Origin of the sequence: Pseudoalteromonas umbrosa (assembly GCF_030125375.1) — a bacterium.
GTDB lineage: Bacteria > Pseudomonadota > Gammaproteobacteria > Enterobacterales > Alteromonadaceae > Pseudoalteromonas > Pseudoalteromonas umbrosa.
On the sequence record NZ_JASJUU010000001.1, the window covers coordinates 1,446,147 to 1,459,486 of the forward strand.

The window sequence follows — 13,340 nt, forward strand, 5'->3', positions numbered from 1 at the left end:
TAAGTATAAAAGTGCATTTTCAGTTAAACATGACGTGCGTGCTGCACACCATCCAACCTTTTACTCCAATTGCCATTATGCTCGGCGTCACAGGCTTCTTCTGTATCAAATAAAATACGCTTGCTAATGCCTTTAACCTTTATGTTGTGTGCTGTTAACTTGCTCTCAATAGCCGACTTAAACCCAGCACCTTTATCGTCGCCCATTGCCAAGTTTAAGCTCTCTTGATTATCAAAAATACATACGACCGTTAAGCTGTCGGGAAAGTTTTGAAAATTGACCACATGAGTTAACCACTCAAACCCCTTATATACCTTCAAAGCGTCTTCACACGCTTCTGTCAAGGCAGCTACAATGGCTTTTTCTAATTTCTTATCTGATTTGCGCATAATCTTAGATGCAACCTCTAAACTACAGCCGAAGCATTAAACACAATAGAGGCTAATTATCGAACTGGTATAAAATAAACTCACGATATCTTAGCGCCGTTTAATCTAATTGTTAAGCGCTTCTGCTTTTATTCAACAAGACAGCAATACCTATACCATGCTCCTTGCTTCATTAAATAAAGTAGCTCAATTTATATTTTTTGCTCGTCAACTCTAAAACTTTCCCTCTCATAATTAGGAGATGTTAACTGCGTATTTTTAAATAAAACCAGGTTCTAGAGATATCAAATAACAATTACTCGAACAGAAAAATAACACTCAAAAATCAATGTAAATAGTTTCAAGTACGAAAGTATCTTCATAAATCAAACCTGAATTCATTAAATATTAGTTATAAATATGATCAAACCCATTTAACAAATACTTAATAAAAGATAAACTCAATTAAAACATTTTATGGGTACTATTTTTCTATCAACAGGCACCAAATCATAAGTTAACTAAATTTTATAAGGATAAAAAATGAAAAAATTACTTACTGCACTTGCCCTAACGGCTCTATCTACCTCAGCAATGGCAACAACCGCTACAATTTACTCGTATGACCAAGTATTAAACGCACCTGAAGTTGCAGACCCTACTATATACGCACATGTTGATGTAGTTAAAATGGTGGCTGTTTCTGAGTTCGATTTTGATAACAATAATGCGTTATTAATCCCAGGTGTACAATATGATGAGCATGGTTTCATTTACTATACAGGCGAAGGAAGCCAACCTCGTGAGGTTTTATCTGGCGAAGTTGTACTGAACCTAGAGTGTAACTTTAGTAAAGAGCCAGAGCGTGCTGGTTTTAAAGGTATGGCATCTATTGCTATTACATTAGAGCCTGGTGCTGAATATGAGCTATATGCTGTTCATGATTCAAAAGCAATGGGATGGTTTGGCGCACCGAAAACAAACTTTTACCGCTGTGTACCAGGTATTAGAAAGCGCTAATTTCAGATAAGCCCTGTTGAATAAAGTATTAATAAAAGGGAGAGTAAGTATTTCTTTCCCTTTACTCAGCAGGTGTAGTGACTTAAATAAACGTCTTAAAACCATCAATATAAGGTGGAAAGCAAGTTAGACCGTTCACTCTTTATATCTCTGGGTAAATCAACTCCTAAGCCCACCCGCTAAATATCTTCGTTGTCAGTCTGCTCCGAGTTTAAAATCTTCAAGGAGCACATTGTGAAATAAACAAACCGATATCTACAACTTTGCTTTTAGTTCTTTAACTTTTTCAGCAAATTTATCAGCCTCACCGTAACCTGTTTCTTTTGAGAGTGTATAAGCTTGCTCATATACTTTTATCGCTTCTTTCACTTGCTTATTTTTTTCTAAAGCTTCAGCCAACCAAACATAATTTTGCGGGTATTTATTCATGATGTAAGCTTCAGCATTACGTCTAAACACAGTAACAGCACCAGCATAGTTTTCCTGCTTCATTAACTCTAGGGCCAAAGGCACATATATTTCTTGAGGCTGCTTCGCTGCTTGACCATATTTTTTCATAATGTCTGCTTCATGGGCTAAGAATTTCTCACTGCTAAAGTCATCCATAATCGCCTGAGGAAGCCTCATGTCTGAAAAGATAAATTTAAGCGCAAAATAGTTGTTAAGCAGTGGTGCCGACATATGTCCTTCATCATCAAACTCTTCATGTTTCCAACGAACACCTTTAGGTGTTGTAGTTTCAAGCTCTTTGACAAATCGCTTCAACGAATGACGGTTACCATCTTCTTTTCCAACACCAAAGTACAATGCTTTATCTAACGCATCAGAAGCGCTTAAAAATGCTTGAAAGTCTTTCACTGGCTCTTCTTTATTCCACCAAAATGCGGGACCCATCACTATGTAGGCATCAAACAAATCTGGCGATTCCATCAATGTATAAGCGGCAAACAACCCAGCTAGGGAATGACCTTCCAACACGCTAAAATCATTTGTTCTATATGTATTGTTGATATATGGAATGAGTTCTTTACTCAAAAAATTCAAAAAAGTTTTCGCTCCACCACTCTCCTCAACACCAACCATTTTTGTAGGGCTGAAATCCTTCATGCGGTTTTCACTTTTGATCCCAACAATAATACTGGGCGGCATGCTACCAACGCGTGTTAAAACATCAACACTCCCCACTACATGTTTTAGATTTTGAACACCATCCAATAGGTAGATCACGGGATAAGCGGCTTTTGAGGCGTCATATCCATCCGGCAGAGAGACCACTACTGTTCTCTGCTCTTTTAGTATTTTTGATTCAAATTCAAAGCTTTTTGCAATACTGACTTGCGATTGTGCATGTACGCTAAACTGCAACAACAGCAAAAAGATAAGGGCCACTCTAATCACTCTATATATCTCCTTGATTTATTTTGATTATTCCACCGTACCAATAAAGCCAAGTTGATAAGCTACTTTGTCCATTTTCAAAAGTTCCACTACTCACCTTTTTGTATGAATCCAATAGAAAAACAATGAGCTTTGATTACAGTTACTTACTTCTTTGATTTATCAAGTTTAGTGAATATTCGGAGTATAGAGCCTAACTGCATGATAAAGTTCCTTAAAAAATACAACAAACTAAATTTCAATGCTAAAAGCATATAGGATTTCTTTTTTCCAAACGAAACTATAAAAGAAGAAAGGACATGATTACTGAAATTATGAAATATTAAATGCCCAGACAATAGTAGTAATTTTACCCAGTAAGTAGTCATGGTAAGTTGGTCTCCCTTACCATGCTCATGCATTATTCTTAACTACCCTTTGAAGTAAGCCTCTTTCAACTCAGTGATGATTTGCGTGCTGACCCAATAAATATTTGATACATCATTTGGCTCGTTATATCTGGCAAAAAACAAATACTGACCATCTGGCGATACTCTGGCCACTGTTTCTGAGTAAGGTGTATTGATACTCGTGCCTAAATTAATCGGTTTAGACCAACTACCATCAGCTTCTTTAAAGTAAACAAATAAATCACTGTCTTTTCTCGCTTTATCGTCACGGTTTCTTGCGTTAACCAGTAAGTAGTCTTCATTTGGCGAGATGAATCCATGCAAGCCAAACTCAATGTCCATTGGCTTGGCCTTTAAAAACTGCCCATTTTCTTTTTGTGCGGTATACATTCTGCGCTCTGACATATTGGTAAAGATCATATCGCCATCAATGCCCTGATTAAAATCAGAGAGTCGCCCCGTGTTAAGTGGTGATTCAAAACGCTTTGCTTCACTGAGACCTCCATCTTCTCTGGTGACATACCAAATACCAGACTCTTTAGAGTCAGGGCTTCTGCCGGTAAAGTACACTCGCTCTTCATTTAAACTTGCGTAAGGAACGAGCTCATACTCCATCTTTCCGCCAGTAAAACCAGCTTCTTTTGGTTTTGTCCAGTACCCGTTCTCAATCTTTGAGTACATAATTTTAGGGCTTGTATCCACCCCATCAATCACATCTAATGCAGTAAAGTACATCTCTTTTAAATCTGGAGAAAAAGAGATACCAAATTCATAACGACCTTCAATTGACACTGTATTTGCTGCAAATACCTCTGGCGTTAACCCTGGCGTTTTTTGACCAAACCAATCCCCTTTTAGAGCAGAAAATGAGGCGGCTACACTCACATTGCACATCATTGTCGCCGCAATACATATCACACTTGAAACTGATTTAATTTTATTCATGGTTTTATCCTTTACTTCTTGTCACTCGAAAATCAACTTAGGTTTCCAAGTTTACTTTGCATTTTGTTTTACCACTCTGGCCAGTCGCACTCATGCAAGTGTTTACCAGAAAAAACAGAGCAGATTTAATTTTTATTTATTATCAAGTAAGTAGCTTTCAATTCACTGAAGCCAATTTACCAACTTTAATCGATATGTGGTGTAAACTAATGTAAAACATGGAAGCGCTTTCACGGTGAAGAGAGCATTAATCAATGGCTGGGCCGAGCCCATCATTGTAAATAGATATGAGACACAGGAAGTATAAACAAATGTAAAGTGGTCGATCCCAAAGTATCGACCTAACAATAAAGCTGACTTGATAAAGTCCACAACTTACTATTAATAAGTAACAAAAAGCATAAATATAAAACGAAACGCTTTATTGCCGACCATTGGTTTCAAAAGCGTCTTTAAGTACACGATAAATTTATGATCAATGGGCAAGTCCTTAAACCTTGTTTAAAATACCCAAGACACCAAAAAAAGCAGCCATAGGCACAACTGTTGTGGCATCAATGGCAACGGCGACTGGAGTCACGACGATTTTACCCACTCTAGTAACCCCACTTTCAGGCATTTCAATCACAACATAATGATCATCCGCTAAGGTTTGAAAAGGAAAGTCTCCTTCAACATCATAGCGCTTACCTTTTAAATTAAACTCCAGCGCTACATTGCCATGCTGATCAAATGGGATGTTATTTACCGCTAGCATTTTCTTATCTGCAACCCTATTAGACACTAATTTAAGTGTACCTGTGAGCTGGTTGTTCCTATCGATTTTGAAGCCACTATACGTAGGAATAAATTCAATATGTCTGCTTACTTCTAATGAACTTGTCAGTAAATCACCAGCCTCAAAAACATAGCTGTATTTTGTGCCAGTAATTAATAGCAACTTTTTATCACTAGCCGCGTAAAAGCCGGTAACTTTCTCTTGATAGCTGGGTGAATGCCATAACTGTGCAGTACAGCCAGAGAGAATCACCATTACAAACATGATAAAACTGAATTTCATTGTTCAATATCTCCCTATATTATTCTTATCAGAAAATAGATTGCTTTTAATTAAATAAAATCATTGTATTAAAGAGTATGTGCCTAGCCAGCTCGCAAAGCCAATATGGAATCAATATTATCAATACCTTCAAACTGATGTAGTGTCTCGCATTGACGCTCGATAGCAACAATTGACATCCGATCAGCAAGTTCATTACCCTCTATGCCAACATGCCCGTTGACATGATGGATCTTAACCTTAGTCGCAATTTTTTGATAAATCTCAAAGGTCGGTTGGATAATATCTAAGTTCTTGATCTCACCATCGGACTTGGTCCAACCTTTTTTTTGCCAACCTATGGCCCATTTAGTAATACAATCAATCGCATATTTAGAGTCACAAAATATTCCAACAGTGTGCCCTTGTTCTAAATAACCAAGAGCAACCACCAGTGCTTGCTTCAACCCTCGCAATTCAGCCGTATTGTTTGTGCCAACCGGCTGATAAAACCCATACCAAAGCTCAGCTAATTGATTGCTTTGATAAATAGCAAGCCCAGTTCCCGCTTCTCCAGGGTTCGGATCGCACGCACCATCAGTAAAGATTTTAAATTCATATGGCATAGTATCGATTTGCGCTTGCGTCACCGGCGCTGGTTTTGGGGCTTTAGCACCTTTGCTTGCCGTACTTTTTTCACCTTGTAAATTAGATTTTTTACCAAACGCGGCTTCAGCTTCTGCTAACGACGGAAAAGACTTATATCGAGCTCCCGCAAAGCCATCAACCAAAGATTTGCATTGCGTCCATGTCGTAAAGATCCCCGTTTCTCTGCCTTTCCAAACAACATAATATTTTTTAGCCAAACTTTTCTCCTAGCGCTCTTGAGGTGCAGGCTCCATTGTAGAGTATCTCAGCGAAAAAAAACGCATATATGCACGAGTAGATGAAAAAACAGCGAATACTTTAACTATAAGGACAACAATTACACTAAAATGCATAAAGGCGCTCCATAGGCGCCTTTATTCAACTAACAATATAATATGACTGTTAACGCTTGGGCCTGAGATCATCAATGACTTTGGCATCCACCCACATAATATCCGAGTCATCTTCGCTAAATTTTCTGTTGAAAAATAAGTACTTTCCATCAGGAGATACCACAGCGCCTGTATCTGGTCCGGGCGTATTGATTTTATCTCCTAAGTTTATTGCATCACTCCATATACCATTTTCCAATTGAAAGCTCACATACAAGTCAGTCTTTCCATAGCCACCTTCTCTTTCACTGTCCCAAATAATGTAGCTTTCATCTGGTGCTACAAATGGATGCGCTGTCCATTTTCCTGAATTTATTTGTTTGCCAAACGCTTTGGGTGCCTCTCGTTTGCCATCAATCAAACGGGAGTATCGAATCGTACCTTTAACTTCTCGCTCATCAAAAACATACATACCCTTGTCTGATACGCTGATCACCATAATTGGTATCGATTTAAATGCCTTGCCAATACTTTTTGGTTCAGACCATTGTTCACCAATGCGGTCACGATAGGTTCTGCCTGAATACATTTTCATACCATCAGCAGAAAAAGCGCCGCCAACGCCTGCTGGCAACTCTATTTCATGCCACTTCCCATCAATCAGCTTAAACATTAATTGCGTACTGGTTCGAGCCTCACGATTGTTTCTTGTAAAGTAATATTCAGTCATGTCTGGCGTAAATCTGCCAGTCCAATCGCGATGCTCTTTAGATACAATACCGGGCGCGAAAACTTCTGGCGTCTCGTCAGGTGGTGTTTGCCCAAAATAAGGGCCCGTAATATCTTTGGCAAATCCAGTAGCGCTAAATATTAAACTTGATAAAAGTAGCGTGATTGAATAAGAGTAAAGCTTCATTGTTTTTTCCTTATTATTGGCTCAATTCGTTATCTCATCGAGGCCAAACTCGATTAAGCAAATTCAGCGTATGCACTTCAAACAAAAAGCGCCTTACGTCTTTATGATTTCTCTTTGATTTTTCTTGAAAATCAGTTTGGAGCACACAACAGAAAATAATACGTATTTATATCAAATTGTTAATTACATTCCATCTGTAATAAGTTGGGAGCTGACATGTTGATTTTTCGAAGCTCTAACACAACCAGCTAGGTTCTCTTCGACCTAATCAACTCAATTTTCTGCGCATCTAACCAATCACTTGTTGCTCTCCAAACTCCCGTATGTGCGCGAAAAGTGAAATGTTCAAGTAAACAGAACCCACCGCGACTAAACTTCAATCAAGACTATGAAAATCAAAGATTAAAATCTTAAAGCCCAGAAAATCAACTTATGATCGTGATAATAATGACACTACACACGTGCCTAATAAAAATACTTTACACCCCGAGAATAAGCTCAGCATGAGTGACAAAAACAACATAAATATGTTGAATCGCTAAACCAAACTTGAGCAATATGAATGTGTAACAGCACGGCACATTATTAAAAGAAAAAGTACAAAAAGCTTAACTCAACAAGCAATCCAAAACTTTATAACTACAACCAACTTATAAAACGCCCGTTTTCATCAAACTTTATCCTATTTATTGAACTAAATATAAAATATTTCATTTCATTATTTTTCAATAGCCAAATATCTCAATCAAACTATGATGAATGAGCAATTATCAAACAAAAAAGGAAATTACAATGAAACTATTACTTAACAAAAAAAATATGAAAAGCCTCACAAGAACAAACAAAAACCTACCACAGGAATTAACAGATAAGGTTGCAGGCGGTTTTAGAACAGATTGGAGAGACTGTACAGGTACAACTTATGGTTGCCACTCTTTTGGTACTTGCCACTCAAGGCTTTGCTAATAAGTAATCAAAGATAAAAAACGATGCTTACCTTGCAAAAAGCAAAGGTACGCATCGTTCACAAAATATCTGACAAGGTAATTCCCTGTATAAACAAACAAGCTTAATGTCATAGAACACCTCAAGTTGTAATAACGAAATAAAAGCCAATCCTTTTTACCTAGCAACTCGTCGAATTTAATTCAAAATACCTATTTCTCGTGTTAGATATGCTAAGTACTAACAATAAAAATATGAGAAAGGATATGAAGAAAATAACAAATAAAATAGGACTATCAATTTTGCTGATGGGTTTAAGCTATAACACGTTGGCTTTATCTGATCACATTAAACTACTCAATCAAGTAGAATCAAAAGTCATTGATTGGCGGCGGGATATCCACCAAAACCCCGAACTGGGCAACCGTGAAGTGCGCACTGCTGCGCTCGTCGCAAAACATTTAAAGTCTTTAGGGATGCAAGTTGAAACAGGCATTGCCTACACTGGCGTCGTCGGTTTTTTAAAAGGCGCAAAGCCCGGGCCAACAGTTATGTTACGCGCTGATATGGATGCGCTGCCGGTTACAGAAAAAACTGATTTACCCTTTAAATCTACAAAGGTGACAAATTATCAGGGTGTCGATGTCGGTATTATGCATGCTTGCGGCCACGATACACATGTCGCAATGTTAATGGGTGCAGCTGAAGTACTAAGCGGTATGCAAAGTGAGCTCGCAGGTAACGTCATGTTCGTTTTTCAACCGGCTGAAGAAGGCGCACCAGAAGGAGAGGAAGGCGGAGCCGAGCTAATGTTAAAGCAAGGCATATTTGATAGATACCAGCCCGATGTGGCCTTTGGTATACATATCACATCCAAACTCAATGTCGGCCAAATCGGCTATCGAAGTGGCCCAACGATGGCCAGTGCCGATAGATTTGAAATTAAAGTGACCGGAGAACAAACGCACGGCTCTACACCTTGGGCTGGGGCAGACCCAATTGCAGCCGCCGCTCAAATTGTATCTGGAGTCAATCATATTGTGAGCCGACAAATAGATATTACCAAAGAGCCTGCTATCGTGTCTTTCGGCAAAATCTCAGGCGGCGTTCGAAACAATATCATTCCTGAAGAAGTTAATATGATAGGGACAATTCGCAACTTTGATATGGAAAATAGACAGCAGATCTTTGATAAAATAACCCACACCGCAGAGCATACAGCAAAAGCCTCTGGCAATAAGGCCAAAGTCGTGATCAAAGAAGGCTACCCAGTCACAGTCAATGATCCACTGCTGACCGAGAAAATGCTACCATCTCTTGCAAAAGTGGTCGGCGACGCTGGGCTCATAAATATGCCGAAAGTGACAGGAGCCGAAGATTTCTCATTTTACGCCATGGAGGTACCTGGTTTATTCGTGTTTTTAGGGGGAACACCGAAAGGCACACACCCCAAAGATGCACCAAGTAACCATTCACCTTACTTTTTTGCCGACGAATCAGCCTTTAAATTAGGTACGCGCGCACTCACTGAGTTCACCCTCGATTACTTGTCGCAATCAAATTAACCTATTGATATGTATAACTAAGTGAGTGCAATAAGTGTTTAACTGCACTCACCCTTTCAAACAATTTTACTCAGCACAAATTCAATCAACTGTTTTTGTTGCTTTTTAACAACGCATCCAATTTGGCTTCAAGACGCTGAATATCCTCTTTTGTCGCAGATGCGCCCTCTTCTTTTTCTTCTTGCTCATGCATGACTTGCATCGCGTCGACAATAATACCAATGAAAAGGTTTAGCACTGCAAAACTCGTAAAAACAATGAACGGAATAAAAAACAGCCAAGAGTAAGGAAACAGCTCCATTGTGGGTCTGACAATACCCATTGACCAACTCTCTAGCGTCATGACTTGGAACAATGTGTACGAAGACGCGCCTATACTACCAAACCACTCTTGCATATTCGGATCTGGATGCTGACCAAATAACTTGGTGGTCAATACCGCAGAAACATAGAACACAACCCCCAACACACCTACAACTGATGCCATACCAGGTAAAGAATGACCCAAAGCCCCTATGACTTTTCTCATCTGTGGTACCACAGAGAACAGGCGTAATACTCTGAGAATTCTGAATGCTCGTAACACTGACAGTGCGCCACCAGCAGGTACCCAAGAAATTGCGACAATGATTAAGTCAAAGCAGTTCCAGCCAGATTTGAAAAACTGCAATCGATACGCAATTAGCTTTAACACTAATTCAAAAGTGAAAATAAGTAAGATGACAGTGTCAATTTTGTGCAATAAGTCAGCATTGCTTTTGCCAAAAGTAGTGGTTTCCAAGCCTAAGGTAACAGCATTAAATAAAATGACTGCTATCAAAAAGTTTTGGAAAAGCTTTGCTTCAACTAAAGCGGTTATTTTAGACATCATATTTTTAAGCTCGACATAACTAAAGGTTCAATAAAAATAAAGCTGATGATTTTATTTAATTTAGACTTTGTCAACAATAAAAGTAGAAAATACTGTAGTAAAAAGTCTGCTTGCCTTTTCCCTTTACTGTTATCTAACAATAATTTGGGGGTTATATTTTAGGCATTACAAGGTAGCTTAAGTATAAAATGTGAATCTATCGTTAAATGTAGAAACTAAACGATAAAGTATCAGTAGGCAGCTCACACTACGCATTACTGGCGTTGGGTTATGAGCTTTTAACTAAGTAGCATAGCCCTTTAAATTTCACGTATGGCTAAACTCAAAAAATTTAAAAACAAGACTACAAAATAGAATGATGTTGAATTAACACAACTGTGTGGGGAGAACTCAAGGAATAAAGTAGCTCTATTTACCTTAAATAAAGCTACCTGTTAGGCTTCCCCTGACATCACCTCCTCTTAAAAAGAGGTTTTTTATAATTGATATTAGGAGACCCGAATCCCTTGGTTACATAATTTTAATTAAAGTGCCTTTGAATCTTTAATAAATAATAGCCCCAAGCACCAACATAAGTTGACGGGCAGCTAACATGACCAGAATAGTACTTAGTGAATGAATCTGAGTTTGGTGGCCTGATATGATCTGGTGCGCCAGTTTCAAATTCATATTTACACAACGTGTATGGTGAACCTGATGCCTGAACAGCTGGTATTAGTGCGCTTACAGAAAGTAGGATGACTGCGATACCCTTGACAGAGAATTTCATATTTCATTTCCTTGTGTTTGTATTGGAAATATAAGCTAACCGTTTACTGTTTAAAATTCCAACAAATATGAATTGATTTATTTTCAATTTCTCATAATCAGTTGAAACTATCGGTGTCTAAATCTATAACTTTTTAACGCATCATTCATATGCCTTCAAACTTTCATCATTTCTAACATTGAGCAATTTTTGAAGCTTTAAGGTTCACCAACCTATTTAGTCAAAAATCAATATAAAGCCAAATATAAAATAGCAGTTAACCATTATACTAAATTCAAATCTCACCATTAGAAAAAACAAAATAAAAAATAGCCCCAAAATACTACACCTATTAACTTCATTCCAAAGCTACTACGTTATTATATTGAAAGATATATAATTTCATGTCATAACTAAGTTTGCGTTCACTGTCATTAAGGGTATTATTTATGACTAAGCATATAACTTTTTTACTTTTTATGGGTCTACTAAACGGTTGCTCTAGTACAACTTCTGCCCCATCAGAAATAATTCCACCTGTCTCGGAGCTTTTTAGTGATAATACATTCGAGAAAACCCCAATTATAAATGAACAAGACATCTTCACTCTCCCGCCTAAAGAGCAAAAAAAATTCTTAAGCTATTTTAACAATGAAAAAACCAAAGGTATTAGAGAAGATAAAATCATTTTCAATTATCTTGAGCAACGAATTAAGCTATTCACTTACGATGGAGACACCCTCACAGCCACGGAGTCATTGGAAAGAAATGAAGGTAATTGCATCTCTTTGGCTATATTAACTCAAGCATATGCAAAACTTGCGCAAGTAGATACGACATTTATAGAGGTGGGAACAGTTCCTATATTTAAGAAAAATAACAACACAATCTTGATCTCAAATCACTTTCGTACCAAGCTACTGGCACCAAGAACGGCCAATAATTCAAATACTATTGAAATCATCAGGGCAGGCACAGTCGTAGATTATTTCCCTGCACAAGACAGTTTTTTTATCGACAATGCAAATTATGATGATCTTGTCGCTAAATATTATGCAAATAAATCTGTCGACGCGTTATTAGAAAATAATTTTAGCAAAGGCTATAACTTGCTCAATAAAGCACTTCAATACAGACCTTATGACCCTGAACTCATTAATATTGCTGCTGTACTGCATCGTCGAAGCGGACAAAAAAGCAATGCTATTAGAATTTATGAATACGCAAAGGGCCATAACCTAACGAGCCAAAACTTACTTTCAAATTACCTTTCTATTGCCAAAAAACAGAATAATATCAAGCTTGTCAAACAACTAGAAAGTTTACTAGATAGAACGGCTTTAACACCGTTTGATAAGATTCAAGTCGCACAAAGATCTGCTGAAAAGGGGCGTTTTACTAAAGCCATCCAAAAGCTGGAGGAAGTCATCATTGAAACCCCCTACTTGCCTGAGCCATATTTTGAATTAGCCAGAATTTACCATTCAAAAGGGGATATAGAGAAAACCGATAAACTACTTGCATTGGCTGTTGAAAGAGCATCGGACCCTGATAAGCGCTCTCTCTTTCAAGCTAAGCGCGATACTATCCCTAAACCATAAATAAGTTAAGCGCTAGATTTGTTCTAGCGCGCTAACTAGCTCACTGAAGAGATACTTATTATAACTCTGCTTGAGCAAGTTAGATTTTCATGACAGCTAAACCTTCCCTACCTTGTGCCAAACAAATTTTACTCAGTTCTTCATATATTTAAGTAAATTTTAGATACTTAATATATCGCTTTATCAATCCCCTCTTACGAGTCAGAATGATTATCACGCATGAATAACAATTTAAAATATTCCATAGCTCTGATCACAATGTTATTGTCAAATCGACTTATCACTAAACCCTCATATCTACAGGGTTTAAACTTTACTTCAACCTGATATAGCCATGCTATTAACAAGCATACATCTCATGACTTAATTTATGTCAATGCCAACAGCATGTGCGATTTAGCCTATTTATAGACTGCTAAAAACCAGTTTAAGAATAGAAAAATGTGAATAATACATTTGGTTATGGAAGGTATAAATATAGAAAATAGAAACTCCCGTTACATACCAACTTAAAAATTTAATTAAATATGATTAAGTGACAAGTTACTATTTAAA

Annotated in this window: 12 protein-coding genes; 4 read left to right on the top strand and 8 right to left on the bottom strand. The window is 37.7% G+C overall.

The annotated features are described in order from the left end of the window. Positions 1-23: 23 nt before the first annotated feature. Positions 24-389 (bottom strand): Fis family transcriptional regulator, encoded by a 366-nt coding sequence (locus tag QNM16_RS06225; RefSeq protein ID WP_284019677.1) that lies wholly within the window; start codon positions 387-389, stop codon positions 24-26. A 522-nt stretch (positions 390-911) separates the two neighbouring features. Here QNM16_RS06225 and QNM16_RS06230 point away from each other — a divergent pair. After that, positions 912-1,388: a hypothetical protein gene (locus tag QNM16_RS06230; protein WP_284019678.1), complete on the top strand. Its 477-nt coding sequence runs from the start codon at positions 912-914 to the stop codon at positions 1,386-1,388. A 255-nt stretch (positions 1,389-1,643) separates the two neighbouring features. On the opposite strand, the gene QNM16_RS06235 is transcribed toward QNM16_RS06230, so the two are convergent. From QNM16_RS06235 to QNM16_RS06255, 5 genes are all read right to left on the bottom strand, one after another. Further along, positions 1,644-2,786: an alpha/beta hydrolase-fold protein gene (locus tag QNM16_RS06235; protein ID WP_284019679.1), complete on the bottom strand. Its 1,143-nt coding sequence runs from the start codon at positions 2,784-2,786 to the stop codon at positions 1,644-1,646. A 410-nt stretch (positions 2,787-3,196) separates the two neighbouring features. Further along, positions 3,197-4,120: a hypothetical protein gene (locus tag QNM16_RS06240; RefSeq protein WP_284019680.1), complete on the bottom strand. Its 924-nt coding sequence runs from the start codon at positions 4,118-4,120 to the stop codon at positions 3,197-3,199. A gap of 490 nt (positions 4,121-4,610) precedes the next feature. After that, positions 4,611-5,180, bottom strand: coding sequence for a hypothetical protein (locus tag QNM16_RS06245; RefSeq protein WP_284019681.1), 570 nt, complete (start codon positions 5,178-5,180; stop codon positions 4,611-4,613). A gap of 83 nt (positions 5,181-5,263) precedes the next feature. Continuing rightward, positions 5,264-6,025, bottom strand: a complete 762-nt coding sequence (locus QNM16_RS06250; RefSeq protein WP_284019682.1) for a ribonuclease H family protein — start codon at positions 6,023-6,025, stop codon at positions 5,264-5,266. A gap of 184 nt (positions 6,026-6,209) precedes the next feature. Further along, positions 6,210-7,055, bottom strand: coding sequence for a TolB-like translocation protein (locus tag QNM16_RS06255; protein WP_284019683.1), 846 nt, complete (start codon positions 7,053-7,055; stop codon positions 6,210-6,212). Positions 7,056-7,847: 792 nt separating this feature from the next. On the opposite strand from QNM16_RS06255, the gene QNM16_RS06260 reads away from it, so the two are divergent. Together QNM16_RS06260 and QNM16_RS06265 are read left to right on the top strand one after the other, a co-directional pair. Continuing rightward, positions 7,848-8,021, top strand: coding sequence for a hypothetical protein (locus QNM16_RS06260; RefSeq protein WP_284019684.1), 174 nt, complete (start codon positions 7,848-7,850; stop codon positions 8,019-8,021). A gap of 245 nt (positions 8,022-8,266) precedes the next feature. After that, entirely contained in the window at positions 8,267-9,565 is a 1,299-nt protein-coding gene (locus QNM16_RS06265) for an amidohydrolase (protein WP_417709419.1), read from the top strand. Between the two features lie 85 nt (positions 9,566-9,650). On the opposite strand, the gene QNM16_RS06270 is transcribed toward QNM16_RS06265, so the two are convergent. Then, the gene (locus QNM16_RS06270; protein ID WP_284019685.1) at positions 9,651-10,436 is read right to left on the bottom strand and encodes an ion transporter; all 786 of its coding nucleotides are present in this window, start codon (positions 10,434-10,436) and stop codon (positions 9,651-9,653) included. A gap of 520 nt (positions 10,437-10,956) precedes the next feature. Beyond that, complete coding sequence (locus QNM16_RS06275) at positions 10,957-11,205, bottom strand: hypothetical protein (RefSeq protein WP_284019686.1); 249 nt, start codon at positions 11,203-11,205, stop codon at positions 10,957-10,959. 428 nt (positions 11,206-11,633) lie between these two features. On the opposite strand from QNM16_RS06275, the gene QNM16_RS06280 reads away from it, so the two are divergent. Beyond that, on the top strand, positions 11,634-12,785 hold the full coding sequence (locus tag QNM16_RS06280; protein WP_284019687.1) for a tetratricopeptide repeat protein: 1,152 nt from the start codon (positions 11,634-11,636) through the stop codon (positions 12,783-12,785). Positions 12,786-13,340 lie beyond the last annotated feature (555 nt).

Bases quoted from the DNA above. Each gene is read 5' to 3' on its own strand.
- QNM16_RS06225 (WP_284019677.1), bottom strand. From the start codon at position 389: ATGCGCAAATCAGATAAGAAATTAGAAAAAGCCATTGTAGCTGCCTTG.
- QNM16_RS06230 (WP_284019678.1), top strand. From the start codon at position 912: ATGAAAAAATTACTTACTGCACTTGCCCTAACGGCTCTATCTACCTCA.
- QNM16_RS06240 (WP_284019680.1), bottom strand. From the start codon at position 4,120: ATGAATAAAATTAAATCAGTTTCAAGTGTGATATGTATTGCGGCGACA.
- QNM16_RS06245 (WP_284019681.1), bottom strand. From the start codon at position 5,180: ATGAAATTCAGTTTTATCATGTTTGTAATGGTGATTCTCTCTGGCTGT.
- QNM16_RS06255 (WP_284019683.1), bottom strand. From the start codon at position 7,055: ATGAAGCTTTACTCTTATTCAATCACGCTACTTTTATCAAGTTTAATA.
- QNM16_RS06260 (WP_284019684.1), top strand. From the start codon at position 7,848: ATGAAACTATTACTTAACAAAAAAAATATGAAAAGCCTCACAAGAACA.
- QNM16_RS06265 (WP_417709419.1), top strand. From the start codon at position 8,267: ATGAAGAAAATAACAAATAAAATAGGACTATCAATTTTGCTGATGGGT.
- QNM16_RS06270 (WP_284019685.1), bottom strand. From the start codon at position 10,436: ATGATGTCTAAAATAACCGCTTTAGTTGAAGCAAAGCTTTTCCAAAAC.
- QNM16_RS06275 (WP_284019686.1), bottom strand. From the start codon at position 11,205: ATGAAATTCTCTGTCAAGGGTATCGCAGTCATCCTACTTTCTGTAAGC.
- QNM16_RS06280 (WP_284019687.1), top strand. From the start codon at position 11,634: ATGACTAAGCATATAACTTTTTTACTTTTTATGGGTCTACTAAACGGT.